Raw genomic sequence first — 26,276 nt, forward strand, 5'->3', positions numbered from 1 at the left:
GTGCCCCCCGCCCCCGCCCCGCCCACGCTCAAGGAGTCGGCGGCCTACATCACCCAACTCGGCAAGCCCACCGCCGCCGAGGTGCTGACCCGCGCCCGGGAGAGCGGACGCACCGCCCTGCAGCCGCGCTGCGGGGTCGGCGGGCACCGCGAGATGGCCCTCCTGCTCAAGGAGTTGGAGACCGAGGGCCGCCCCGACCTGCTCACCCTCACCATCGACTCGCACACCCGGCTGCGCCGCTTCGAGCACGCCGCCCGGGCCCTGCGCACCGACCACCGCACCCTCAACGGCTACCCGCTGGTCACCCACGGCTGGCAGCGCGGACGGGAGCTGAACGAACTGGTCGCCGTCCCGCTGGAGATCCGGCACGGCTCCCCCGACCCGCGCGAACTCTTCGCCACCGCCGTGGCCTGCGGCATCACCTCCTTCGAGGGCGGCGGCATCTCCTACAACCTGCCCTACTCCAAGGACGTGCCCCTCGCCGACTCGCTGGCCGCCTGGGCCGAGGTCGACCAGGTCTGCGGCGAACTCGCCGGCCTGGGCGTGGTCATGGACCGGGAGCTGTTCGGCACCCTCACCGCCGTCCTGGTCCCGCCGTCCATCAGCCTGGCGGTCAGCGTGCTGGAGGCCGTCGCCGCGGCCGCCGCGGGCGTGCGCTGCATCAGCGTCTCCTACCCGCAGAGCGGCCACCTCGCCCAGGACATCGCCGCGCTGCGCGCCGTTCCCGTCCTGGCCGCCCGCTACCTGCCCGCCGGCACCGACGTCCACGCCGTGCTCCACGAGTTCATGGGCGTCTTCCCCCGCCGGCGCCACCACGCCGACGACCTCATCTTCTACGGCGCCCTCACCGCCCGCCTGGGCGGCGCCTCCAAACTCATCACCAAGACCCACCAGGAGGCCCACGGCATCCCCGATGCCGCCGCCAACGCCGCCGGACTGCGCCTGGCCGCCGTCGCCCGCTCCCCCCTGCTGGACTTCATCACCGTCGACGAGGAAGCCGTCGCCGAGGAACTGGAGTGGATCCTGCGCGAGACCGCCGAGATCGTCGAACCCGTCCTCGCCGCCCCGCGGCTGGACACCGCGATCGTCACCGCCTTCGCCGCCGGCCGCCTCGACATCCCCTTCAGCGCCAGCCGGCACGCCCGCTCCGAGGTCATCCCCCGCCGCGACGGCGACGGCGCCGTGCGCTACCACTCCGCCGGCCGCCTGCCGCTCTCACGCGCCAGCACCGCACGCAACCGCCGCCTGCTCGACGGCCCCACCCGCACCGGCGGCGGCACCGGCACCACCGGCCTGCCCGGCGCGGACCTCTTCCAGGCCCTGCGCCGCGACATCGACTACTTCCCCCTGCTGTTCGGCGAACTCCCCCCGGACACCACCGCCCCGGGAAGCACCACCACCCCGGGGAGCACCACCGCCGACAGCGCCACCTCCACCCCGGGAAAGGAACCCGCCCTGTGACCACCAGCCGAGCCATCCTCCGTGTCGGGATCGTGGGCGCCGGACCACGCGGCGTCGTCGCCCTGGAGCGGCTGTGCGCCAACGCCGCGCTGGTGGCGCCCGCGATCCCCGTCGAGGTCCACCTCGTCGATCCGTACCCCGCCGGCGGCGGCCGCGTCTGGCGACGCGACCAGGACCGCTCCCTGCTCATGAACACCGTCGCCTCCGACGTCACCGTCTTCACCGACGAGTCCGTCCCCTGCGAAGGCCCCATCCTGCCCGGCCCCACCCAGTACCAGTTCGCCCGCATGGTCTCCGACGGGCGCGTCACCGACGTCACCGACGCCGAACGCCAGGAGGCCACCGGCATGCTGCCCTGGTCCTACGGCAGCCGCGCCTTCAACGGCGCCTACCTGCGCTGGGCCCTGCAGGAGATCATCCGCACCGCCCCCGCCCAGGTCTCCGTCCACGTCCACACCACCCGCGCCACCGCCGTCGACGACACCGACCGCGGCACCCAACTCCTGCGGCTGGACGGCGAGGACGAGCCCCTGGAGTGCGACGCCGTCATCCTCGCCCAGGGCCACTTCGAGGTCTCCCCCACCAAGGGCCAGCAGCATCTGAAGGACTTCGCCGACCGCCACGGCCTGCTCTACCGCGAACCCCTCAGCCCCGCCGAATGCGACCTCGACGCCTTCCCCGCCGGCCGACCCCTGGTCCTGCGCGGCCTGGGCCTCAGCTTCTACGACTACGTCACCCTCTTCACCCAGGGCCGCGGCGGACGCTTCGACCGCGACCAGGACGGCCGCCTGCACTACCACTCCTCCGGCCGCGAGCCGCTGCTGTACGCCGGCTCCGGACGCGGCGTGCCCTACCTCGCCCGCGCCGAGGTGCACCTGGAGGTCGTCCCCCGCTACCAGCCGCGGTTCCTGACCGCCGAGGTCATCGCCCGCCTGCGCCGCACCGCCGGGCAGGGCGAACTCGACTTCCGCGCCGACCTGTGGCCCTACATCGCCAAGGAGGTCGGTTACGTCTACTACCGCAGCCGCCTCGCCGACGCCCCCGAGGCCGAGCGCGAGAGCTTCCTGGCTGCCTACGCCGACCTGGACTGGGACACCCCCGCCATGCGGGAGCTGATCACCGACCGGTTCGAGGACCCCGACCAGCACTGGGACTGGGACCAGGTCGACCGCCCCAGCCTGGAGCGCCGCTTCACCGACCGCGCCGCCTACCGGGACTGGATCGCCGGCCGCCTGGGCTGGGACCTCGAACAGTCCGCCGCGGGCCCCGCCCGCAGCCCCTTCAAGGCCACCGCCGCCATCATGCGCGACCTGCGCGACGAGATCCGCCAGGTGATATCCCATCAGGGCCTGCGCGGCGGCTCCTACCGGGACCACGTCGACCGCTGGTTCAGCGGCCTCAACAACTACATCGCCAGCGGACCCCCCACCGCCCGCGTCGAGGAACTCGACGCCCTGGTGCGCGCCGGCACCGTCCACCTGGTCGGCCCGAGCATGCGCGTCGAGGCCGACGAGGCCACCGGGCGCTTCCTGGTCTCCTCCCCCCTCGTCGACGAGGCGCCGCTGGCCGCCGAGGCCCTGCTGGAAGCCCACCTCGCGCTCACCGACGTGCGCCGCGCCACCGACCCGCTGCTGCGCCACATCCTCGACTCCGGCGCGGCCCGCCCCCACGTCATCCCCGACGCCCACGGCGAGCCCTACACCACCGGCGGCCTCGACGTCGCCGAGGTCTCCTTCCGCCTGCTCGACACCCGGGGCACCGCCCACCGCGGTCGCTTCTCCTACGGCCCCCCGGTCGAATCCGTCCAATGGGTCACCGCCATCGGCGCCCGCCCCCACGTCGGCTCCCGCACCCTCATCCAGGGCGACGCCATCGCCCGCGGCTGCTTGCACACCGGTGTGGAGAACCTGCGCCGGCAGGCCCTCGCCCTCGCCTGACCGCACACCCCTTCGGCCCCCGTCCCCCCGATCGCAGGAGAGTCCCACGATGACCGACACCGCCGCCCGCCGCATGATGGACCTGCTCATCGGCCCCTGGGCCACCCAGGCCGTCCACACCGCCGCCACCCTGGGCCTGGCCGACCTCCTGGCCGCCGAGCCCGCCACCGCCGCCGAACTCGCCGACCGCACCGGTACCCACCAGCCCTCCCTCACCCGGCTGCTGCGCTTCCTCGTCGAGCTCGACGTGCTGGCCACCGACCCCGACGGCCGCTACCGGACCACCGAGCTGGGCCGCACCCTGCGCACCGAGGAACACGGCTCCATGCGCGACCTCGCGCTGCTCTACGGCGACGAGTTCTACGCCGGCTGGGGGCAGCTGCTGCACACCGTGCGCACCGGCGAGAACGCCTTCGAACACGTCCACGGCGCCGCCATGTACCCCTACTTCTCCCGCACCCCCGAACTCACCGCCCGCTTCGACCGCGCGATGGCCGCCAGCTCCTCCTTCTTCGAACCCGTCCCCGCCCTGTACGACTTCTCCCGCGCCCGTACCGTCGTCGACATCGCCGGCGGCAACGGCGCCCTGCTCACCACCGTGCTGCGCGCCCACCCCGCGCTGTCCGGCGTCCTGTTCGACACCGCGCACGTCGTCGACGCCGCCCGCACCGACCTCGCGCAGTCCCCCGACGCCGGGCGCATCGGCTACGAGAGCGGCGACTACTACGAGAAGGTCCCCGCCGGCGGGGACGTCTACCTGCTCTCCCGCGTCCTGCACGGTCGCGACGACGAGGCGTGCGTCCGGGTACTGGAGCGGATCCGCGAGGCCGTGCCCGCCGACGGCGCCCTGCTGATCATCGAACGCGTCATCTCCGAGGACGGCACCCCGTCCCTGGCCGCCTGGTTCGACGTCCACATGCTCACCATCGCCGGCGGTTTCGAGCGCACCAGCGCCGAGTACGCCGGTCTGCTGGAGCGCGCCGGCTTCACCCTCGCGGCGGTCCACGACCTGCCGCTGGACAGCAAGTTGCTGGTCGCCGAACCCCGCTGACCCCCTACCCCGTACCCCGACCCCAGCCCCGGCCGCGGACACGCGGCCGGGCGGAGCGGCACCTGACCCGCCTGCCCTGCCCCCGGGCCGGGCGGGCGGGTGTGTCCGTCCGCCCCGGGCGGGCGGGTCAGTCCGCGTCGGGCGACACCAGCGTCAACAGCCGGTGCGGACGGGCCAGCGCGCGCGAGACCGGGTCCTGCCGCAGCCGGCCCTGCGCGCTCGGGCCCGGCTGCATCGTGATGTTCTCGGGTGCCACCGCCCCGCCGCACAGCGGGCAGGCGCCCACCGGGTCGAGCCGCGTCCCGCAGGCCGCGTGACTGAAGACCGTGCGCGGCCCGCCGGTGGAGGCGTTGCGCTCCCCCCACTGCGCCAGCCCGTAGATCGGCTGCCACAGCTCACGCCCGGCCGAGGTCAGGACGTAGCCGTGCCGCACCGGCGAGCTCTGGTAGGGCTCCTTGCGGAGCACGCCCGCGGCCACCAGTGCCTGCAGGCGGCTGGTGAGGACCGCGCGCGGGATGTCGAGATGAGCGAGGAAGTCGTTGAAGCGGTGGACCCCGTAGAAGGCGTCGCGGACGATCAGCAGACTCCAGCGCTCCCCGACCACCTCCAGCGCTCGGGCGAGCGAGCAGTCCTGCTGTGCGTAATCGGTTCCCAGCGCCATGCGGGCCAGTCTAGCCGAAGGTTCCTTCACCGAACCCGGCGTGATAGATTCAGTTGAGTTCAATGAACAGACCTTAGGTCGGAGAACAGACCTCCGGTCGGAGCCCCTCTCCCCCTCCCCTCGCAGCGAGGACCACCCCGATGACGCCCAGCCCACCGCCCCAGGGGCGCCGCCCCGCCCTCACCCTCTCGATCGCCGCGTTCGGCACACTCCTCGTCCTGGTCGACTACACCTCCCCGCTCACCACCCTGTCGCCCACCGCCGCCGACCTCGGCCTCGGCTCCTCCGCCCAGACCTGGGTGCTCACCGGCACCCTGGTCGGCCTGGCCGCCCTGCTCCTCACCATGGGCAGCGCCGCGGACGACTACGGGCGCAAACGGGTCTTCGGCGCCGGGGCGGTCCTGCTCCTGATCTCCACCGCCGTCTCCGCGGCCGCCACCGGCCCCGCCATGTTCCTGATCGGCCGCGTCCTCCAGGGCTGCGCCGCGGCCGCCGTCCTCGCCCCCACCCTCGGCCTGATCGGCCACGTCTACCCGGTCGGCCCCGGCCGGGTCCGGGCGCTCGGCATGTGGGGCGCCTCGGTGGGCCTGGGCATCGCCGTCGGCCCGGTCTACGCGGCACTGCTGGAGCGCGCCGGCGGCTGGCGCTCGGTCTACTGGGTGCTCTCCGCACTGTCCGCCCTGCTGATCGCGCTCACCGCGTACGGCCTGCAGGAGTCCCGCAACGACCGGCCCCGCAAGCTCGACCTGCTGGGCGTCGCCACCCTCGCCGCCGGCGCGTCCTGCCTCATCGCCGGGCTCGCCGAGGGCCGGCACGGCTGGGGCCGCGCCCCCGTCCTGCTCCTGCTCGGCCTCGGCGTGCTGCTGCTCGTACTGTTCGTCCTCGTCGAGGCCAGGATCGCCGAACCGATGCTCGACCTCGCGCTGTTCCGCAGCCCCGGCTTCATCGCCTCCAGCGGCGGCGCCCTGTTCACCGGCCTGGCCATCGTCGGCCTGATGAGCTACCTGCCGATGGCCCTCCAGAAGTCCGCCGGGGAAACCCCCCTGGTGGCCTCCCTGGTGCTCGCGATCTGGTCCGGCCTGTCGGTCGTCTCCGCCCTCCAGGCCCGCCGCCTCGCCACCCGGATGTCCGCCACCACCCAGGTCGCCGCCTCCCTGCTGCTGTGCGGCATCGGCGAGGCCGCCCTCTACGGCATGAGCCCCGACGGCTCCTGGACGCACTTCGCCCCCGGTCTCGTCCTCGCCGGCATCGGCAGCGGCGTCCTCAACGCGGCACTCGCCCGCCTGGCCGTCAGCAGCGTGCCCGCCGACCGCGCGGCCATGGGCTCGGGCGCCAACAACACCGCCCGCTACCTGGGTTCGGCCCTCGGCGTCGCCATCACGCTGACCGTCGCCGGCCAGGCCGCCGACGACCGCGGGCCGCGCTACGCGATGGCCGCCGGGACCGACCACGCCGTCCTGGTCGCCGCGGCGCTGTGCGCGGTCGGCGCGGGCGTGGCACTGTGGGCGCGCATCGCCGAGGGCCGCACCCCGGCCGCCGCACCGCCGCCGCCGGGCGGCGGGGCAGGTGGCGCGGACGCCGCCGGCAGCGCGGCGGGCAGTGCGCAGCGCCCGGCGGTGTCCCGTGGCTGACCAGCGACCCGACCACGACGCCCGGCCCGACGCGATACGCCCCGCCGCCGCCTTCGACGCCCCCTCCGACAGCCCCGTGCGCCACGTCAACGCCGGCATCCTGGTGGAGCCCGGACGCGGCCGGATCATCGTGCGCGCCGGCGGCGTCGTGCTCGCCGACTGCCAGCGGCCGATCGTGGTCCTGGAGGGCCGCTACCCCGTCCGCTACTACATCCCGCCCGAGGACGTGCGCCGCGAACTGCTCGTCCCCTCCTGGGAGACCACCTACTGCCCCTACAAGGGCAACGCCGTGCACTTCGCGCTCGCCCCGCACGGCGACGGCGGCGCCATCGCCTGGTCCTACCCCGTCCCGCTGCGTGGCATGGAGGCCCTGACCGGGCTGATCGCCTTCTACCAGGAACGCGTCGACATCGACGTCGATCCGTCCCACTGACCACCCGGTCACGCCCGATGCCGCCAGGCCCGCCCCCACCCGGGGGCCGGGCCTGGCGGCATCTCACGTCCCCGCCGGGGGACGGGCCGCGGCGATGTCCCGCGCGCTCGACACGGCGATCCGCGACCACCACCGGGGCGGCTTCGCGGCAGCCCCCGAGCGGCGTCGGGCCACGCCGTCAGGCCCGTCCGGTCGGCCGCAGTTCGCGTGCGAGGGCGGCCAGGGCGAACGCGTTCGCGGAGGCGTGCTGCCAGCGCGGCCGTCCGAACATCACGTCCCCGGAGAGCCCGTTGAGCATGGCCACAGCCCTGATGACGAACTCGGGAGGGTCCACGTCGGCGAACTCTCCCAGGGCGCGGCCCTCGACGAGGATGGCTTCCAGGCGCTCCTCCCAGACCTCGGAGAGCTCGGTGAGCAGTCGCCGGCCGGCGTCGTCGTGACGCTGGGCCAGGACCTGCGTCCACAGGGCGTAGCGCTCGTCGCCCTGATGGCGGGGCAGGTAGAAGCGGACGAAGAGCGCCAGCTTCTCGGCGGGGGTGGCCGCCTCGTCCGCCGCCCGCTGGAACCGGGCCCCGAGGTCCGCCTCGCTCCATGCGAGGACTTCGAGCAGGAGGCGGTCCTTCTTGCCGAAGTGGTAGAGGATGTGCCCGGTGCTCATCCCGGCCCGCGCGGCGATGTCCGACATCCGCACGGCGGCGGCGCCCTTCTCGGCGATCGCGGTGATGGCGGCCCGCATCGCCCTCCCCCGCGCCTCGTCGCCGCTGGGCCGGCGCTTCCGGTCGGCCGGGGCCGGCGTGGCGGTCCCCGGCGGGGCGCTCGCCGCGGGCGCGTTCTCGGGCGGAAGGAGGCGCCGCGGCCGCGTGGGCTCGGACTCTGGCATCGGCACGGCCTCACCTCGGTTCTGGGATCTAGATCAGTAGTCTAGACTGAAAATCTAGTCAGTGCGCCGGAAGGCGTGACGGCCGCGTGTGCGCGATCGGCCGGGACGCCCAGCGGTTCGCCTGTCCGCCCCAACCCTCAGGAGACACCCGCATGACGCGCGGATTCGACGTTGTGGAGACCTGTATCGCCGACCTGCGCGCGGCGCTGGAGAAGGGCGAGGCCACCGCGGTCGGGCTGCTCGACGCCTACCTCGCGCGCATCGACGCGTACGACCGGGCCGGCACCCCCACCGCGCTCAACGCGATGGTCGTGATGAACCCGGACGCCCGCGCCGAGGCGGAGGCCTCCGACGGCCGGCGCGCGCGCGGCGAGACGCTCGGCCCGCTGGACGGCATCCCCTACACCGCGAAGGACAGCTACCTCGCGAAGGGACTGACGGCCGCGGCCGGTTCACCGGCGTTCGAGCACCTCGTCGCCCAGCGCGACGCCTTCGCGATCGAGCGGCTGCGCGCGGGCGGCGCCGTCCTCATCGGCCTGACCAACATGCCGCCGATGGCGAACGGCGGCATGCAGCGCGGCGTGTACGGCCGCGCGGAGAGCCCGTACAGCGCCGACTGGCTCACCAGCGCCTACGGCTCCGGGTCCTCCAACGGCTCGGGCACCGCGACGGCGGCCTCGTTCGGCGCCTTCGGCCTCGGCGAGGAGACCTGGTCCTCGGGCCGGGCACCGGCCTCGAACAACGCGCTGTGCGCCTACACGCCCAGCCGCGGCGTGATCTCGGTGCGCGGCAACTGGCCGCTCGTACCGACCATGGACGTCGTGGTCCCGCACACCCGCACCATGGCCGACCTGTTCGAACTGCTCGACGTCATCGTGGCCGACGACCCGGAGACCCGCGGCGACCTGTGGCGCGCCCAGCCGTGGGTGCCGCTGCCCGCGCCCTCGCGGGTACGCCCCGCCTCCTACCCGGCGCTCGCACCCGCCGACACCGCGTCGGCGCGCGCCGCGCTCGCCGGCAAGCGCGTCGGCGTCCCCACGATGTACATCAACGCCGACCCCGTCGCCGGCACCAACCCCGACGGCGGCATCGGCGGCCAGACCGGGCAGCGGATCGACACCCGCCCCTCGGTGATCGCCCTGTGGGAGGCCGCCCGCCGCGACCTGGAGGCCGCCGGCGCCGAGGTCGTCGAGGTCGACTTCCCCGTCGTGTCGAACTACGAGTCCGACCGCCCCGGCGCGCCCTCGCTCTCCACCCGCGGCCTGGTCGGAAGCGACTTCCTCACCGTCGAGATCGAGGACCTGTCCGCCTGGGCGTGGGACGACTTCCTGCGCGCCAACGGCGACCCGGCGCTCGCCACCCTGGCCGAGGTCGACGGCGCCGCCGTCTGGCCCAAGCAGCAGGGCGAACTCCCGGACCGCTACGCCGGCTTCGACGACACGATCGGCGACTACCCCCGCCTGGTGCGCGAGCGCCCGTACGCCTCCTTCACCGACATGCCGCACCTCGAAGAGGGACTGCGCGGGCTGGAGGAGACCCGCCGGGTCGACCTGGAGGTATGGATGGACGAACTGCGCCTGGACGCGGTCGTGTTCCCCTCCGTCGCGGACGTGGGACCGGCGGACATGGACGTCTCCGAGGCGTCCGCCGACCTCGGCTGGCGCAACGGCGTCTGGGTCGCCAACGGCAACCTGGTACCCCGCCACCTCGGCATCCCCACGGTGACCGTCCCGATGGGCACCATGACCGACACCGGCATGCCCGTCGGACTGACCTTCGCCGGCCGCGCCTACGACGACAACGCCCTGCTCACCCTCGGCGCGGCCTTCGAGGCCACCGGAAACCGGCGCACGGAGCCGCCGCGCACCCCGCGCCTGCCGGCCCGGTGATGTGACGGCGCAGCGGCACGTCGGGCGCGAACGGGCGACGGCGGGCGGCGGGGTGGGACTCTTCCCGCCCCGCCGCCCGCCGGCTCGGCCGGGAGGACGAGCGGGCCGAGGGGGCCCGGAGCGGCCGGCGACCGGTTCTCCGGGACTCCCCCACCACGATCAGAACTTGTGCCAGCCGTTCCAGTTCCCGTTCTGGTCACGGTCGCGGGACCACATCTGGTTGTAGTCGCTGCCGCGTGCGGTGATGGTGAAGGCGCCGCCGAGGGTCTGGCGGGTGATCTCGACCTTGCTCGTGAAGTAGCCGCCCATGGAGGTCCAGGAGCTCAGCTTGCCCGAGCTGCCGGTCGTCCACCGCGTCCACACGGCGTGGTCGGTCCCGATCACGAAGATCTCGCTGGTGCCGTCCCGGAAGGTGAAGTAGGTCGCGCCGCCACCGTAGTCGCCGCCGCACAGGAACGTGCCGCCGAACTGGTTGTTGCTGCACTGCGAGGGGACGTCGATGTCACCCGCCGACGCGGGGGCCGCGCTCAGCCCGATTCCGGCGAGGACGGCGGCGGCCACGACGGCGGCCTTCATCTTGTTCATGTCTGCTCCTGACTGGTCGGGGACCGGGCCTCACCGGCCGCCGCCCGGGGCACCCGGGCCGCAGCCCGCCCGGCACCGCCCGGCGGGCCCTCACCGGTACCAACGGGAGCGGCGACCCATCGAGTTCACCGGTCCCCCGTCCACCGGCCGACCGACACCCCGCCCAACCGGGGGGCGCCACCCCGGCACTGACACGCGGGTGACACGCGGTGGTGCCGAACCCGACCGGCCACCTCCCGGCCCGCGCCCGCCGCCGTACCGCCGGTGCCCGCACGGGCCCGGGGGTTCCGGTGGGCCGGGCCCCGCCCACCGGGCATCCTCCGTCGCCGAACCGTGCCCGAACGCGGCCCGAGCAGGGTGATTACCGATCGGTATCATGCCACCGGGGGCGTGTCGTCGGGCGGAGGGGGAGTCGGTTGACAGGCGAGGGCGGGACCTCGGGGGGGCTGCGGTTCGCGGTGCTCGGGCCGGTGCGCGGGTGGCGGGGAGAGGTGGAGCTCCCACTCGGTTCGCCGCAACAGCGGAGCCTGTTGCTGGCCCTGCTGTTCCGGTCGGGCCGGCACGTCTCGGGAGCCCAGCTGATCGACGACCTGTGGGGCGACGAGCCGCCCGCCAGGGCCACCGGGGTCATCCGGACGTACGTGCACCGGCTCCGGCGGGTGCTCGGGGCGGAGGCGCTGACCTCGGTCGGCGGCGGGTACCTGCTCGCGGTCGGCGGGGGCCTCGACACCGGGCGGTGCGAGGCGCTGGTGGGCGAGGCCCGGGCGCTGCGCGCGGACGGGCGCCACCCCGAGGCCGCCGCCGCGCTGCGGGCGGCACTGGCGCTGTGGCGCGGCGAGCCGGTGTCCGGCCTGCCCGGCCCCTACGCGCAGCGCCAGCGCCGGGAGTGGGACGAACGGCGGCTCGCCGTCACGGAGTCGTGCCTGGAGGCGGAGGTCGACGGCGGCCGGTGGGCCGAGTCGGTCGCCGAGCTGAGCGCCGCCGTCGAGGAGCACCCGCTGCGCGAGCGGCTCTCGGAGCTGCTGATGCTCGCGCTCTTCCGCTCCGGCCGGCAGGCCGAGGCGCTCGCGGTGTACCGGGCGGCGGACCGCCGGCTCCGCGCCGAGCTGGGTGTCGGCGCCGGGCCGGGTCTGCGCGACCTGCACGCCCGGATCCTCTCGGCGGACGGGACCCTGGCGGCACCGGCCGGGCGGGCGGCCGTTCCGGCGCCCCCGGAGCCGGCCGCTCCCGCCGCCGGACCGGATCCGGCGTCCACCCTCATTCCGGCCCAACTCCCCGCCACTACAGCTGACTTCACCGGCCGACAGGCGGAGGCCGAGGCACTGCGGGCCGCTCTGCGGGAGCCGGGCAGCGTGCCCGTGGCAGCCGTCGCGGGCATGGGCGGGGTCGGCAAGACCGCGCTCGCCGTCCACGTCGCGCACGGCCTGGCCGCCGAGTTCCCGGACGGCCAGCTCTACCTCGACCTGCACGGCGCGGACGGCCGCCCGACCCGTCCCGAGGAGGCGTTGGCGGTCTTCCTGCGCTCCTTCGGCGTCGTCGGGGAGGCGATCCCGGCAGGCCTCGCCGAACGGTCGGCCCGCTACCGCTCGCTGCTCTCCGGCCGCCGGGTCCTCGTGCTGCTCGACAACGCGCGCGACGCCGAGCAGGTCCGGCCGCTGCTGCCGGGCAGCGCGGGCTGCTCCGTCCTGGTCACCAGCCGGACCAGGCTCGGAGCGCTGCCCAACGCCCGCTTCGCCGAACTGCCGGTCCTCCCGGCCGAGGAGGCGGTCACCCTGCTCACCCGGGTGGTCGGCGCCGAGCGGGTGGCGGCCGAGGAGGAGGCGGCCCGCGAGCTCGTCCGACTCTGCGGCCGGCTGCCGCTGGCGGTGCGGATCCTCGCCGCCCGGCTGGCCTGCCGCCCGGGCTGGACCATCGCCCGACTGCTGGCGAAGCTCACCGGCGACCGGTACCGGCTGGACGCGCTGCGCAGCGGGGACCTCGCCGTCGAGTCCTCGTTCCGGTTCGGCTACGACCAGCTGGACTCCGAACAGGCCCGCGCCTTCCGGCTGCTGGCCGTCCCGGAGGTGCCCGACCTGTCCCCGGCCGCGGTCGCCGCCGTGCTCGACCTGCCCGAGCCGGCCGCCGTGGAACTCGCCGAGTGCCTGGTCGACTGCTCGATGCTGGAGGTCTCGGCGCACCCCGACCACTACCGCTACCACGACCTGCTGCGGGCCTTCGCCCAACGGGTCGGCCAGCGGGTCGCCCAGGAGGGGGCCGAGGAGGAGGCCGCGACGGACCGGGAGGAGGGAGCCGACGAGTCGGCGGACGCCCTGACCCGGCTGGCGGACCACTACCACGCGCGGGTCTCGGCCGCGCTCGGCGCGACGGCGGCGCGGTCCGGACTCGCCGTCGGCGAATACCTGGGCGTCGGTGCGCTGGTGAGCCAGTGCGCCAAGCTCCCGGGCCGCCCCGCCGGTACCGCCGGGGCCCTCGACCGGCTCGCCGAACTGCTGCTGGGCTGCTGCCTGTTGGCCGACTCCGGCCATGCCACCCGCCCGCTCGGCCATGCCGCCAACGCCCTGCTGCACGCCGCCCTGGAGCAGGGCGACCGGACGGCGGAGGCCAGGGCCCGCCTGGTGCTCGGCCGGCTGCTGACCGAGGTCGGCTCCGCGCCCGCGGCGCTCGCCGAGCTGCTCCGGGCCCGGGACCTGTGCACCGCGCACGGGCTGTCGCAGCCGCTGCTGGCGCTCGCCCACGGCTCACTGGCCGCCTGCTTCGTCCAGATCGGCCGCCCCGACGAGGCGGTGACCGGGTTCTCGGCCGCTGCCTCGGTCTGGGAGCGGGTCGGTGACCGGCGCGCGCTGGCCGCCGAACTCCTCAACCTGGCGGGGGCCTTCACCCGACAGGGCCGCTTCGACGCGGCGAACCGGGTGGTCGACCAGTCGTTGCTGGTCAGCCATGAACTCGCCGACCGCGAGCTGGAGGCACGCGCCCGCGACTCGCTCGGGACGATCGCCCACGACCGGGGCGACCACGACCGGGCGGTCGCCCACCAGTGGGCCGCGCTCGCCCTGACCGACCCGGACGACCACCGCCGGACCGGCCGCGTCCTGCTGCGGCTCGCCGAGTCGCTGCGCGCGGCCGGGCGCGGTGCGGAGGCGGTCGACGCGGCGGGGCGCGCGGTCGACGCGCTGACCCAGGACGGCGACCACCGGGGCCGCGGCCTGGCCCTGGCCACCCTCGGCGACGCCCTCGCGGACCGCCGCTTCGGCGGCCCGGGCCCGGCCGGTGACCTGGCCCGGGCCCGCTCCTGCTGGGCCGAGGCCCACGGCATCCTGGCCCCGATCGGCTCACCCGAGGCCGACCGCCTGCTGCCGCTGCTCGGCGGCGACCACCCCGCCGGCCCGCCCCGGCAGCGCTGGCCCTCCTGGCTCCCCGGCTGAGCCGACGGCGGGCGCCCCCGCCCGAGCGAACAGCCGGCCCCCGGCCACGGGACCGGGGGCCGGGGCCGGGAACCGGCGGTCAGGCCGCGGTGACCGTCCAGATCTGCTCGGACGAGCCGTCGCAGAGCCGGATCGCGGCGGGCACCGAGGGGCCGGCGGCCGACAGGCAGCGCAGGGAGTCCTTGGTGATGACGATCATGTACCCCCCGGCCACCGGAACGAACGACCAGATCTGGTTCGCGCTGTAGGGCGGCGAGCGCCACAGCTGCGCCCGGGAGTACGTCTCCTCCAGGTCCAGCACCCTGGTGAACTGGGTGGCGCCGTTGGCCAGGAAGTACCCGCCGCCCTGGTGCGGGTTCAGCGTCCAGACGGCGGCGGGGCCGCCGTCGTCGCGGGTCGTGACGACGGGATTGCCGTCCTGGTCGAGGGAGCCCTGGTCGTACAGGACGGACCCGCCGGTGCTCAGCCTGGCCCGCGACGGCAGCGGGCCGACGGGCTGCGTCGGCGGCTTGATGGGCGGAGTGGTGTAGTACGGCGGGGGCGGAGGCGGGGGCGGCGAGAGGTACGTGTAGGCCGGGGAGGGCGACGGCGAGGGTTTCTCGGGCGGCGCCACCGTGGGGTAGACCGGCGGGACCGGCGCCGCGGAGGTCCCCGGTGCCGGCCCGGGGGCCGGGGCCGCGGGCCCCGACGAGGCGGCTGCGGGCGGCCCGCCGGTCGACGGTCGCGCGGGGGTGCCCGACCCGCCGCCCTGGGCCTCGGGGGTGCCCGACGCGCCGCTCCCGGCACCGGCACCGGGTCCGCTCCCGGCCGCCGGGCCCGGACCCGCGCCCGGACCCGGGCCGCCCGGCGTGGTCGGTGCGGGCGCCCCGGAGGCCGTCGCGGCTCCCGGCGAGGACGCACCCGGCGAGGACGCACCGGGCGAGGACGGTGCCCCCGACTCGGGGACCTGGGGCCCCGGGGCGGAGAGCGGGATGGCCAGGCCGGGCGGCAGCACCGACGCCTCGCCGACGGCCGGCCCGCCGGCCGCGGCGGTGCGGTCCTCGTGGAGGCGCAGCACGGTGGCCGTACCGGCGGTGATCACGCAACAGAGCAGGACCGCCCCCGCCGCGATCAGGGACCGTCGGCGGCGGCCGCCGAGGACGGCCCGCCACCGGGCCAGGGGGCGCCGCGCGGCCGTGGCCGCCCCGGTGCCGGCCACCGGGCGCGCCGCGGCCACGACCACCGCACGCCCGGCGGTGCCCGTCGCCGGGCCCTCGACCGGTTCGCCGGCGACGGCGGCCCGGGCGGCCGCCGCCATACCGGCGGCGTCCGGCCAGCGCTCGGCCGGATCCTTCGCCATCGCCCGTTCGACCAGGGCCCGGACCGGGGCCGGGACGTCCGCCGGCAGTGGTGGCGCGGGCTCGGTCAGGTGTTTGAGGATCACCTCCAGCGCGGTCTCCCCGTGGAAGGGCAGCCGCCCGGACAGGCACTCGTAGAGGACGACACCGAGTGCGTACAGGTCGGCCGAGGCGCCCACGGTGCCGGTGGAGGCCTGCTCCGGTGCCTGGTACGCGGCGGTGCCGAGCACCATCCCGGGCACGGTGAGCCGGGTGTCGCAGCCGGGGCGGGCGATGCCGAAGTCGGCGATGACCACGCGATCCTCGCGGACCATCAGGTTGGCCGGCTTGATGTCCCGGTGGACGACGCCGGCCTCGTGCGCCGCCTGGAGCGCCGCCAGCACCTGGAGCGCCATCCCGAGCGTCTCCTGGGTGCCGAGCAGACCGCGCCGGTCCAGGATCTCGCTCAGCGGCTCGCCGTCGATCAACTCCATGACCAGGTAGGCGATCGGACGGCCGGTGTTCCCCCAGGCCGTGGTCCAGGACTGGCCGCCGTCCGTACGGCCGGAGCCGAAGTCGTGCACGCCGACGATGCCCGGGTGCCGCAGCCGGGCCATCACCCGGGCCTCCTCGTGGAACCGTTCGGCGAAGCCGGGTTCGTCCAGCAAGGCGGGTTTCAGGACCTTGACGGCCACGCGGCGGCCGAGCACCTCGTCCTCGGCGAGCCAGACATCGCCCATCGACCCGCCACCGAGCCACTCGTCCAACCGATAGCGGTCCCCGAGCGTGGTGCCACGCATGATCCTCCCCGACCCCGTTCGTCCACGCGCCCGCCGCCATGGGCCCAGGCCGGGCCCTCGGTCGCATCGACGACCTTCTCACCTGCGAATAAACGCTGACTTGCCGAACAGCGCACGCCGCGCTCCGGCTACCGGACGCCGGCTGCCCCGGCAGGCCCCGGCAGGCCCCGGCCGTCCGCCGTCCGGTCGGCCGACCGACCGTCGCCGTCCGCGTTGACGGGCCGTCGACACCGTGTACACCGCCGCCGGGTGGCATGGGCCGCGGGCCGGTTCCACCGGGAGCCGCCCGAGAGGAGAGCTCCGAGATGATCACCCGTCGTACGGCCGCCGCCACCGTGCTGTCCGCCGCGACCTTCGTGTCCGCGATGGCCTTCGGTGCCGGGTCCGCGAGCGCGGCCGAGCCGCTGCCCTCCAGCGGCACCGAGTACCGGATCTCCAGTTACGCGGGCGGCGCCCTCCAGTGGGACAGCCGGAACGCCGGCTCCAACGTGGTGGTCCGCGACTGGAACGAGTCCTCCGCCCAGCAGATCTGGTCGGTCCGGGACGAGGGCAACGGCGCCTGGTCGGTCAAGGTCCCCGGCACCAACAACGCGGTCGACCGCGACCGGGGCAAGAACACCGTCGGCGCCTGGAACTACATCGGCGCGGACAACCAGAAGTGGTGGCTGGAGAACACCTCGATGGGCAACGGCCGGGCCTGGCTGCTGCACAGTGCCTCGGACGGCAACCTCTGCCTCACCCGCGGCGCGGACCTGAACGCCAGGGTCGCCTCCTGCGACGCCGGGGACCCGGCGCAGTCCTGGAACCTCGACCGCACCACCGGCACCACGCCGCCGAGCGCCAACCGCCCGACCATCGACCTGGACTACTCGCAGGCCCCCGACCTCGGTCCGTGGCTGGAGCAGCAGAAGCGGACCGTGGCGGACTACTACCCGACGATCTCCGACCTGATCACCAAGGGGGCCTTCGGCGCCCCCACCTACTTCAAGATCATCCTTGACCCGACCGTGAAGGCCAATCCCGCCTACACCACGGTCCGCAACGGGGTGAAGGAGATCCACGTCAACATCGACTACACCCGGGGCAACCGGAACGACACCGGCTTCCTGGTGCACGAGGCCGTGCACGTCGCGGTCTGGGACAACCCGACCTCCCGCCCCTGGTGGCTGGGCGAGGGCCTGGCGGACTGGGTGCGCGACTACAACTTCCAGCCCGGCACCGGCGCCCAGCACTTCGGCCCGACGACCACCTACGACAGCGGCTACCAGGCGACCGCCCGGTTCATCGACCACGTCTCGAAGACCTACGCCAAGCCCGACCTGGCGCACCTGCTGAACACCGTGAACTACAGCGACCAGATCTGGGTCCAGCTCACCGGCAAGAACGCCCAGCAGCTGTGGAACGAGATGCCCAAGTAGGACGCGCCCTCCCACCGCGCCCCGGCACCTCCCGTGCCGGGGCGCGGTGGCGTGTCCGGGACCGGCGGGGCACGCGCCGCGCGGCCCCGGCGGGTGGACCGCGGGCGTCAACGCGCCGCTGATCGATCGTCAACAGCCGCCTGGTTGCCTCTCGGTGTCCGCGGCCGCAGCCGCGCCCGCGGTCCACCGACAGCAGGAGAGTCCCGTGTCCCACTCCTCCACCCGCAACCTCCGCCCCCGCGCCCGGTGGGCGGGGGTGGCGCTCGCCGTCTCCGCGATATCCGTCAGCGGCCTCACGCTCCTCGCCACGCCGGCGAACGCCGCACCGGCGGACGTGGTCGAGCAGATGATCACCATCCGGGACCACCAGAACCACCACGCGCTGGCCAGCTCCGACGGCGAGGCCTCCCGGATCATCGCCCGCAACTACCAGGACGCCTCCACCTCGTTCTGGATCTCCAACAAGCCGGGCGGGCGGGTGGACTTCGCCCGCAACGTCAACGGCACGGAGCGCGTCCTGGAGATGGACCTCAACGACGGCCGATCCACCCAGTTCATCCACTGGTGGGCGGGCGACAACCAGCAGTGGACCCTGGAGTCCGCCGCCGAGGGCGGCACCTACCTCCACAACGCCCGTGACAACCGCTGTCTGACCTACCACGGCCTCGACCGGGAGGTCACGGTGGAGACCTGCGACGGCAGCATGTCGCAGCGGTTCGACCTGAACGGCCCGGGCACGGGTACCGGTACGGGCACCTCCGTCGAGCAGCGCTTCGTCGACCGGCTCAACGCCGTGCGCGCCCAGAACGGCAAGTCGCCGGTACGCCTCGACCAGACGCTCGCCCAGGCCGCCAGGTGCAACGCCGACCAGATGAACCAGCGTCGTGTCTCGGGCCACTTCTGCGACTCGGCGGGCATCGCGCGGGGGCTCGGCTACGCCTGGCGGGGGTTCGGTGAGATCGCCTTCTACGGACCCACCGACATCGACGCCGCCGTCGACGGCTGGATCAGGTCGCCCCAGCACCTGGGGATCATGCTCGGCGACTACACCGAGGTCGGTCTGGCCCGGACGGGCGCGGCCTCCTGGAACGCCGACTTCGGCACCCGCTGACCGCCGGGGCCGCCCCGCCACCCCGGCGGGGCGGCCCGCACCGCCCACAGCGACGCGCGGCGGACGGACGGCGGCACGCGGCGCCACCGGGGCCGCCCGATCGCTCGCCCTGCTGTCGGGCGGGCGGCGGGCATAGCCTGGACCTGGGGGCAAGCCCGGACGCGGTGGTCGGTGCGAGCACCGGGCCGCCCCGCGATGCCGCCCGGAGTCAGGAGGAGCCGGCCATGAGAAACCCTGTCGTCGTGGGCGTCGCCGCTTCGTCGCAGTCGAGCCTGGAGGCCGTGGACTGGGCGTCGGACGAGGCCTGGCTGCGGGACGCGCCACTGCGCCTGGTGCACGCCTGGTTCGGTGAGGCGGCGCACGCTCCCGCGGGCCAGGAGACGCGGCTCAGCAAGGACGCCGGCGCCGGACTGCTGGAAGCGGCGCGCGACCGGGCCCTGGCCCGGCGCCCCGGCCTCGCCGTCGCCACCGAGCTGGTGAACGACCACCCGCGGCAGGCACTGGCCGCGGCGGCCGCAGACGCGCTGCTCGTGGTGCTCGGCACACGGGGTTCGGGAGGCTTTCCCCGCCTGCTGCTCGGCTCGACCAGCCTCCAGACCGCCGCTCACGCCGCGTGCCCGGTCGTCGTGGTGCGCCCCTGCGAGGCCGGGACCGGCACCGGGGGCAAGGCCGGGACCGGTGGCGGCGTGCTGGTGGGAGTCCGGGGCCGGGGTCGCGACGACGAGGTCCTCGCCTACGCCTTCGACACCGCCCGTCGGCGCGGCCTCCCCCTGCACGCCGTCCACGCCTGGGCCTACCCGCTGGTCACCGGGCCCGACCACGACCTCCCGCTGGTCTACGAGGAGACGGACATCGCCGACGAGCACGAGCGGCTCCTGGCCGAGGTGCTGGCCGGCCGGCGCGCGGAGTACCCGGAGGTGACCGTCACGACGACCGCGGTGCGGTCCAACGCGGCCCGGGAGCTGGTCGCCGGGTCGCAGTCGCACCAGCTGGTCGTCGTCGGGCGGCACGGCGAGCCGCACGGCCCGCTCGGCAGGCTGGGCTCGACCAGCCAGGCGGTCGTCCAGCACGCCGGCTGCCCGGTCGTCGTCGTACCGGCCTGAGCCCCGGCTCGGCCCACCGCCGCGACCGCCGCCCTCACGGCCCGGACCGTCCTGCCCGTCCACACGGAACGTGGTGCCATGGGAGTACGACACGCAAGCGGGTCGGACCGGGAGGAGAGGCCATGACATCCACCGGCAGCAACCGTCCGGTCGTCCTCGGTGTGGACGCGCTCGCCCCGGGGGCGACGCCGGTGGTCTGGGCCGCCGACGAGGCGGACCGCCGCGGACGGCCGCTGCGCCTGGTCCACGCCCTTCCGCCGACCTCCCAGGACGCGCGCGTCTTCGGGGCGGAGCGCTACCGCGAGGAGCTGCGGGAGCGCGGCCGGCACGCCCTGGAGGAGGCCGCCGACGCCGCCCGCCGACGTCACCCGGACCTGTCCGTGACCACCGCCGTCGCGGCGGACATCGCCGCCCCGGCACTCTGCCGGGAATCCGCCCACGCCGCGCTCGTCGTGCTCGGCTCGCGCCGGCTGAACCGGCTGGAGGAGGTGCTGAGCGCCTCCTCGGTGGCCGTCCCGGTGAGCGCCCAGGCCCACTGCCCGGTGGTCGTCGTCCTCGCACCCGAGCCCGGCGCCGGGGAGGAGCCGGCGGAACCGGCGGAGCCGTACGTCGTGGTCGGCGTGGACGGCAGCCCGTCGTCCGCCGCGGCGGTGGACTTCGCCCTCGACTTCGCCGCACGTCGCGGGGCCGCGCTGCGGGCCGTCCGGGTCCGGCGGTCCCGGCTGACCGCCCGGGTCGACGAGGACGCGGCCGTGGATGACCTGCGACGGCTGCTGGACGAGGCCACGGCCGGCCTGCCCGCGGGGTACCCCGCCGTCACGGTCACGCACGGCGTGCTCCGCGGCCACCCCGTCGAGGAGCTCGCCAAGGTCGCGGAGCACGCGCTCGGCGTCGTGGTGGGGCGCCGGGGGCGCGGCGGGTTCACCGGTATGCGGCTCGGGTCCGTCCCGCACGGCCTGCTGCACCGCGCCCACTGCCCGGTCGTCACCGTGCCCGTCCCGCCGGCCGGCGGGGACTGAGCCGGGCGGCTCACCCCGGGCCCGGCACCCCGGGCCCCTGTCGCGACCCGCCCCCGACAGGTCAGCCGGCCGGGCCCGGCCGGCCGTCACCGAGGGCGGTCGCGGCCTCGCCGAGCGCCCGCTCCACCGTTTCGGTGCGGCACCGCCACCGGGCGAGCGCCGCACCGAGCGCGTCACCGGTGGCGAACCCGTCGAGGGCGGCCACCGCGGCGGCGCCCGCGCGAGCGCCGAGAGCGGCGAGCCCGGCGTGCTCGTCGGCGAGGCCGGACAGCGCCGACGTCAGCGGCGCGACGCTCGCCGGCGAACCGGCACCCTCCTGGTCCTTCGGTGAACCGGCCATCGCCGATCCCCCCTTCCCCGTCGATGATGCGGTCAACAGCGGCCACTCCTTCTCCCGCGCCTGCTCCCGCGCCCGCTCCCGCGCCCGCGCCGCCGCCGGGCACTCAGGCGAACTCCCGCAGCCGCGGCCGGACCCCCAGGGCCGTGAGCGCCAACGCCAGTGCCAGGGCCGCCGATCCGACAGCGGCGGAGGCGGCGTCGAGATCGTCGTCGGTGGCCGCGACCGCACGGTCGAGCGCGTTCCGGTTGATCGCCTGGACGTCGTCGAGCGCCGCGCCGAGGACGCCGAAGTCGGCGTTGGACTGACCGGCGGCGAGGCCCGTGTTGAAGGTGACCGCCTCCTTCAGCCTTCCCTGTCCGTAGAGTTCGCGGATCGTGCGGTCGTCCCGCTGGTAGGCCTGGAACGCCGCCAGCACCCGCTCTGCCGCGTCCTGCTCGCCGGCGAAGGTGATGTTGCGCAATTCGTCCCCCAGGAACCCGCCGAACGGAACCCTGGCGTGGTCGGCCCGGTGCGCGTCCGCCAGGGCGGCGAGTCCGGCGTCGTAGCCGGCGAGGGTGGCGCCGTCGACCCGGGCGAAGGACTGCGTCTTGTCGAAGAAGCTCTGCTCGTAGGCCGCCGCCCGGGCCGGATCGGTCAGGTAGCGGCTCTCGTCCGCGTTCAGGTCGTACGCCACCGCGCGGGCCCGGCCGAGCGCGATCACCGAGTCGTAGGAGTTGCTCTTGGCGACGACCAACTGGCGCTCCGCCCGGGCGGCGAGGGTCGATCCGGCCATCAGCCCGAGGAGCACCAGCAGCGTGGCGGCGGCCAACGGGGCGTTCAACACACGACGGTAACGGACCGTCAGGAGAATCTGCAGGGCGACCAGGGCGGCGAGCGCGAGCAGGCCGGCGACCAGGATCCACCACCGTCCGGCACCCAGGTCGCCCCGCTGCGCCGCGTAGGTCCGCTGCACGGTGGCCGAGTTGGCCGCCGTGACCTCGTCCACGGCGGGCAGCAGCCGCTGCCGCAGCAGGTCGGTCGCCTCCCGGTACGCCGCGAGCGCCTCGGCCGAGGGCTTGCCGGCGGGCGCGTGGGCCTGCTCCTCCAGGAGCTGGGCCCGGGCCACCCGGCCCTCGTAGCGGCCGAGTTCACCGATCACCGTCTGCACCGCCCGCCGGCCGGCCGGATCGCCCGCCACCGCCTCGGCCACCCGCTGAAGGTCGGTGTCCGCCTGGGCGCGGCGCCGCTCATAGCTGTCCAGGGTCTGTCCGCGCAGGTTCGCGAAGTCCGGATCGGCGCCGAACAGCAGCAGATTGGCCGCCTGGGCGTCCATGTCGTTCAACGCGAAGTACAGGTCCGCGGAGCGCACCACCTGGGGTGCGGCGCGGCGGCCGATCGCGTCGGTCCCCTCCCGGGCACCGGCCAGGACGGTGGCACCGACGGCTCCGGCCACCACCAGCGCCACCAGGCAGAGTCCGGTGAGGCCGCGGACCAGGCGCGGCGTGTTCCACCACGACCGGCGGAACCGGCCGTGGGACGCCCCCGCCCGGGAGGGCCGGTGACGGGGGGCGCGCGGCGCGGGTGTCGGAGCGACCGGCTCGAAGCCCGCCACCCCCGGCGAGCCCGTCCCCACGACGACCGATCTGCCCGACATACCCGTTGGCATCGCCGTGCGCCCCCCTACCCTGTTTTCACCGGCCGCCGAAACGGCCCCGGAGGAACTGCCGGGGCTGGGATTTCGGCACGGTGCGCCGTCCAGTCGTCGACCCTGGTGGCGAACCGTTTCCTCACCGCTGACGCTATGTCCGGCCGGATCCCGGCCGACCGGTCCTGACGCCTCCTTGACGCCCCGCCGAGGGATCTTGACGCACCCTTGGCGGGGCGCACGGGCGGCTGAGGAAAGCAGCTCAGGAAAGCGGCTCAGGAGAGCGGCTCAGGCGGCCTGGCCGACGAGTTGGTCGGCCAGCTTGACCAGCCGCTTCTGCGAGCGCTCCTCCTGCGCGACCGCGGCCGTCGGAGCGAGCTCACCGCCGTCGTAGTACTCACCGTTGAGCAGCGGCACCTGCGGCAGGCACAGCCGCACCACGGCGGCCGCGCCCTCGGCCGCCGGCCCGCCGACCCGGCCGTAGAGCGGCAGCAGCGCGGTCTCGCACAGGCCCGGGTTGAGGCTGACCGCGGTGATGCCGGAGCCGGCCGGAGCCATGTCGGCGGTGGCCATGGTGAGCGCGAGCTGGGACTGCGCGTAGGCCGCGACCCGGGAGTAGCGCTTCGCCCGGTGCGGGTCGGACCAGTTCATCGAGGCCGTGCGGTGCAGGGACGAGGAGACGTTGACGATCCGGGCGTCACCGGCCGCCGAGAGCGGGGCGCGCAGCAGCTTGGCGAGCAGGTGCGCGGCGAGGAAGTTGACCTGGAGCGAGACCTCGTTGCCGTCGTCGGTGAGGGTGCAGCGCTCGGGCGCCATCACGGCGGCGTTGTTGACCAGGAGGTCCAGCGCCGGGTAGTGCTTCACCACCGTGCCGGCGAGCACCGCGACCTCCGAGAGGTGGGCGAAGTCGGCTGCCAGTTCGACGAGTCGGTCACGCCTGGCACCGGCGGCGACCAGCCGGTCGACGGCGTCCCCGGCCTCGGCGGGGGTGCGGGCGTGCACCAGGACGGTGGCCCCGAGCCCGGCGAGCAGGCGGGCGCTCTCCCAGCCGATGCCGGAGGAGGCGCCGGTGACCAGGGCGGTGCGGGCGGACAGAACAGCGTCGGACATGACCCATCCAAGGGTGGCGGGCACCGCCGGGGTGCCGGACGGCATGCCGGAGCACGCGGCCGGGGGCCTGCGGTGCGAAGAGGGGGGAACGGTGAGAGGCACGTCCGCCTCCCCGGTACGAAGCGCCGGGGAAGGCGGACGGGCACGACGCGACGCGCGGGCCGGCGGCGGAGCGGGGAGGCTCGGACCTACCGGACGGCGGCGGTGACCACGACAGCGACGACCCGCGGCCGCGTATGCGGCGGGCGGTCGTGGTGGCGCGTCGAGCGGTTCATGCCCCCCATCCAACGCCACTCCGCCGAGCCCGGGCAAGCCGCCCCCGCCGGCCCTGACGGGCCCCTGACGTTTCCCTGACGTCTCTTTGACGCCTGGTCAGCAGGGTGGAGCCCCCGCGCGCACCCCCTCATCCGACGTGCACCCGGGGGCGGCGGCTGCGGTCCGGCTCCGCCTCGCGCAGCACCTCCCGGGTGACCGGCGCGACCTCGCCGTGGCCGAACAGGAAGAACCGCAGGAACTGGGCGAACGGATTGCCCTCGGTCCACTCGAAGTAGATGTGCGGCTGCTGCCCCGTCCGGTCCCGGACCTGGATCAGCAGCGCCGCCAGGGCGTTCGGCACGCTGGAGCTCTCCAGTGTGAGCACCCGGTAGCGGTCGTGCAGCACCTCGCCGTGGACCGTCAGCACGGTCTCGAACTCCGAGGGGTCGAGCACGGTGACCTCCACGAACACCAGGTCGTCCTCGGCCGGGATGTCGTTGTCCGCCCGGATCTGCCGCTTCTTCTCCTGGTACTCCGCCAGGTCCCGGCTGTTCGGCTCGTTGGCGATCAGCCGCAGCGGACGGTGCGTGTAGTCGCGGACGAACCGCTCGGCGGCCTCGTCGAACACGACGTCCGTCACCCGCAGTTCGAAGGCCCGCTTGAGCCGGGAGAGCAGCGACACCAGGATGATGCCGGCGATGAAGCAGGCACCGATCTTCACACCGTCCGGCCGCTCGGCGATGTTGACCGCCGTGGTGTAGACGAAGACCCCGGCGATCACCGCGAAGCCGATGGTCCAGTTGCGCTGCCGGGCCTTGTGCGCGGCGATGGTGACGGCGATCGCGGCGGAGCTGATCAGGACCAGCACACCGGTCGCGTACGCGCCGCCCTGGGCGTCGACGCTCGCGTCGAAGAGCCAGGTCACCAGGAAGGCGATCAGGGTGAGCACGATGACCATCGGCCGCACCGCCCGCGCCCAGGCCGGCGCCATCCCGTAGCGGGGCAGGTAGCGCGGCATCAGGTTGAGCATGCCCGCCATCGCCGACGCGCCGGCGAACCAGAGGATGAGGATCGTGGAGAGGTCGTAGACGCTGCCGAAGGTGTTGCCCAGGTACTCGTGCGCCAGATAGGCGAGGGCGCGCCCGTTGGCCGCCCCACCGGGCTCGAACGCCGCCTTCGGGATCAGCAGCGTGGTGATGAAGCTGGTGGTGATCAGGAAGACACTCATGATCAGCGCCGCCGTGGTGAGCAGTTTGCGGGCACCGCGGATCCGGCCGGTCGGCCGCTCCTCGGTGTCCTCCGGGTCGCCCTCGATGTGCGGCATCACCGCGACACCGGTCTCGAAACCGGACAGGCCCAGCGCGAGCTTGGGGAAGGTGATCAGCGCGACGCCGATCATCGCGACCACGTTGCCGTGCTCGGCGGTCAGCGCGCTCGACCAGTCGGTGACCAGGTCCGGAGACTGCAGGACCTCCCAGAGCCCGGTGGCGACGACCACCACGTTCAGCGTCAGGTAGATCGCGACCAGGACGACGGCCAGGCCGATCGCCTCGCTGAAGCCCTTGAGGAAGACCCCGCCCAGCAGCGCGACCAGGACGAGCGTGATCAGCACCTGCCGGCCGCTGAGCACGCTCTGCAGGTGGGGGTTCTCCACCAGGTGCGCGGTGGCGTCGGCGGCCGACAGCGTGATGGTGATCATGAAGTCGGTGGCGGCGAACCCCAGCAGCGCGAGGACGAAGAGCTTGCCCTTCCAGAACGACAGCAGCCGTTCCAGCATCGCGATCGAGCCCTCGCCGTGCGGGGACTCGTGCGCCACCCGCCGGTACACCGGCAGCGCGCCGAACAGGGTGACCAGCACCAGCACGATCGTCGCCACCGGTGACAGCAGACCGGCCGCCAGCGCGGCGATGCCCGGCTGGTAGCCGAGCGTCGAGAAGTAGTCCAGACCGGTCAGGCACATCACCCGCCACCAGCGGGCGCCCTTGTGCTCGACGGGCGCCTGCGCATGCGGTCCGGGGTACTGCTTGGCCATGTCGGCCAGCCCGTCCAGCATCCACGCACGCAAGCGCTGCCGCCCCGACGGCACGGCCCCCGGATCGGCTGAACCCGACGAAACCACGCCGCACCCCTGTCCACGGACTCGCGCCACCTCGCCGTCGGAGCGACGGCAAGGCGACAGGGTATGCAGCGCAGATGATCAGACCGCGCAGCACCGGGGGAATGTCGCCGC

At 74.7% G+C, this 26,276-nt stretch carries 19 protein-coding genes; 11 read left to right on the forward strand and 8 right to left on the reverse strand.

Features of this window, described 5'->3' with window-relative positions:
- The 3 genes from ACIQTO_RS12010 to ACIQTO_RS12020 are packed head-to-tail and all read left to right on the forward strand — an operon-like array spanning position 1 to position 4,449.
- A complete protein-coding gene (locus ACIQTO_RS12010; protein WP_402386442.1) occupies positions 1-1,461 on the forward strand; it encodes a methylaspartate mutase in 1,461 nt (486 codons plus the stop codon).
- Positions 1,458-3,398, forward strand: coding sequence for an FAD/NAD(P)-binding protein (locus tag ACIQTO_RS12015; protein WP_402386444.1), 1,941 nt, complete (start codon positions 1,458-1,460; stop codon positions 3,396-3,398). Before ACIQTO_RS12010 ends, ACIQTO_RS12015 begins: the two co-directional genes overlap by 4 nt.
- Positions 3,399-3,447: 49 nt before the next feature.
- Positions 3,448-4,449 carry a methyltransferase gene (locus tag ACIQTO_RS12020; protein WP_402386447.1) on the forward strand — a complete coding sequence of 334 codons (1,002 nt, stop codon included), beginning with the start codon at positions 3,448-3,450 and terminating at the stop codon, positions 4,447-4,449.
- Positions 4,450-4,576: 127 nt separating this feature from the next.
- On the opposite strand, the gene ACIQTO_RS12025 is transcribed toward ACIQTO_RS12020, so the two are convergent.
- The gene (locus tag ACIQTO_RS12025) at positions 4,577-5,110 is read right to left on the reverse strand and encodes a winged helix-turn-helix transcriptional regulator (RefSeq protein WP_380575120.1); all 534 of its coding nucleotides are present in this window, start codon (positions 5,108-5,110) and stop codon (positions 4,577-4,579) included.
- Between the two features lie 140 nt (positions 5,111-5,250).
- Between ACIQTO_RS12025 and ACIQTO_RS12030 the strand changes: the two genes are divergently transcribed.
- Positions 5,251-6,741 carry an MFS transporter gene (locus ACIQTO_RS12030; protein WP_402386450.1) on the forward strand — a complete coding sequence of 497 codons (1,491 nt, stop codon included), beginning with the start codon at positions 5,251-5,253 and terminating at the stop codon, positions 6,739-6,741.
- Positions 6,734-7,174, forward strand: coding sequence for a DUF427 domain-containing protein (locus tag ACIQTO_RS12035; protein WP_402386453.1), 441 nt, complete (start codon positions 6,734-6,736; stop codon positions 7,172-7,174). Before ACIQTO_RS12030 ends, ACIQTO_RS12035 begins: the two co-directional genes overlap by 8 nt.
- Positions 7,175-7,352: 178 nt before the next feature.
- Here the strand turns inward: ACIQTO_RS12035 and ACIQTO_RS12040 are convergent, their stop codons facing one another.
- Positions 7,353-7,910, reverse strand: a complete 558-nt coding sequence (locus tag ACIQTO_RS12040) for a TetR/AcrR family transcriptional regulator (RefSeq protein ID WP_402386456.1) — start codon at positions 7,908-7,910, stop codon at positions 7,353-7,355.
- A 296-nt stretch (positions 7,911-8,206) separates the two neighbouring features.
- On the opposite strand from ACIQTO_RS12040, the gene ACIQTO_RS12045 reads away from it, so the two are divergent.
- Positions 8,207-9,943: an amidase gene (locus tag ACIQTO_RS12045; RefSeq protein WP_402386459.1), complete on the forward strand. Its 1,737-nt coding sequence runs from the start codon at positions 8,207-8,209 to the stop codon at positions 9,941-9,943.
- Positions 9,944-10,102: 159 nt separating this feature from the next.
- Here ACIQTO_RS12045 and ACIQTO_RS12050 read toward each other — a convergent pair whose 3' ends face one another.
- Complete coding sequence (locus tag ACIQTO_RS12050; RefSeq protein ID WP_402386461.1) at positions 10,103-10,528, reverse strand: hypothetical protein; 426 nt, start codon at positions 10,526-10,528, stop codon at positions 10,103-10,105.
- A gap of 491 nt (positions 10,529-11,019) precedes the next feature.
- On the opposite strand from ACIQTO_RS12050, the gene ACIQTO_RS12055 reads away from it, so the two are divergent.
- Positions 11,020-13,950 carry an AfsR/SARP family transcriptional regulator gene (locus ACIQTO_RS12055; RefSeq protein ID WP_402386464.1) on the forward strand — a complete coding sequence of 977 codons (2,931 nt, stop codon included), beginning with the start codon at positions 11,020-11,022 and terminating at the stop codon, positions 13,948-13,950.
- 79 nt (positions 13,951-14,029) lie between these two features.
- Here the strand turns inward: ACIQTO_RS12055 and ACIQTO_RS12060 are convergent, their stop codons facing one another.
- Positions 14,030-16,066: a serine/threonine protein kinase gene (locus ACIQTO_RS12060; protein WP_402386467.1), complete on the reverse strand. Its 2,037-nt coding sequence runs from the start codon at positions 16,064-16,066 to the stop codon at positions 14,030-14,032.
- A 305-nt stretch (positions 16,067-16,371) separates the two neighbouring features.
- Here ACIQTO_RS12060 and ACIQTO_RS12065 point away from each other — a divergent pair, with 305 nt between their 5' ends.
- The 4 genes from ACIQTO_RS12065 (at position 16,372) to ACIQTO_RS12080 (ending at position 20,717) form a co-directional block, all read left to right on the forward strand.
- Positions 16,372-17,484 (forward strand): basic secretory protein-like protein, encoded by a 1,113-nt coding sequence (locus tag ACIQTO_RS12065; RefSeq protein WP_402386470.1) that lies wholly within the window; start codon positions 16,372-16,374, stop codon positions 17,482-17,484.
- A gap of 205 nt (positions 17,485-17,689) precedes the next feature.
- On the forward strand, positions 17,690-18,595 hold the full coding sequence (locus tag ACIQTO_RS12070; protein ID WP_402386473.1) for a CAP domain-containing protein: 906 nt from the start codon (positions 17,690-17,692) through the stop codon (positions 18,593-18,595).
- 224 nt (positions 18,596-18,819) lie between these two features.
- Positions 18,820-19,698, forward strand: coding sequence for a universal stress protein (locus ACIQTO_RS12075; RefSeq protein ID WP_402386475.1), 879 nt, complete (start codon positions 18,820-18,822; stop codon positions 19,696-19,698).
- Positions 19,699-19,820: 122 nt separating this feature from the next.
- Positions 19,821-20,717 (forward strand): universal stress protein, encoded by an 897-nt coding sequence (locus tag ACIQTO_RS12080; protein ID WP_402386478.1) that lies wholly within the window; start codon positions 19,821-19,823, stop codon positions 20,715-20,717.
- 61 nt (positions 20,718-20,778) lie between these two features.
- On the opposite strand, the gene ACIQTO_RS12085 is transcribed toward ACIQTO_RS12080, so the two are convergent.
- The 4 genes from ACIQTO_RS12085 to ACIQTO_RS12100 form a co-directional block, all read right to left on the reverse strand.
- Positions 20,779-21,057: a hypothetical protein gene (locus tag ACIQTO_RS12085; RefSeq protein WP_402386481.1), complete on the reverse strand. Its 279-nt coding sequence runs from the start codon at positions 21,055-21,057 to the stop codon at positions 20,779-20,781.
- Between the two features lie 103 nt (positions 21,058-21,160).
- The gene (locus ACIQTO_RS12090) at positions 21,161-22,690 is read right to left on the reverse strand and encodes a hypothetical protein (protein WP_402386484.1); all 1,530 of its coding nucleotides are present in this window, start codon (positions 22,688-22,690) and stop codon (positions 21,161-21,163) included.
- A gap of 279 nt (positions 22,691-22,969) precedes the next feature.
- On the reverse strand, positions 22,970-23,791 hold the full coding sequence (locus ACIQTO_RS12095; RefSeq protein WP_402386487.1) for an SDR family NAD(P)-dependent oxidoreductase: 822 nt from the start codon (positions 23,789-23,791) through the stop codon (positions 22,970-22,972).
- Positions 23,792-24,194: 403 nt separating this feature from the next.
- On the reverse strand, positions 24,195-26,099 hold the full coding sequence (locus ACIQTO_RS12100; protein ID WP_402386490.1) for an amino acid transporter: 1,905 nt from the start codon (positions 26,097-26,099) through the stop codon (positions 24,195-24,197).
- Positions 26,100-26,276 lie beyond the last annotated feature (177 nt).

It is taken from the genome of Kitasatospora sp. NPDC091207, from assembly GCF_044768625.1.
In the GTDB taxonomy this organism is placed as follows: Bacteria; Actinomycetota; Actinomycetes; order Streptomycetales; family Streptomycetaceae; genus Kitasatospora.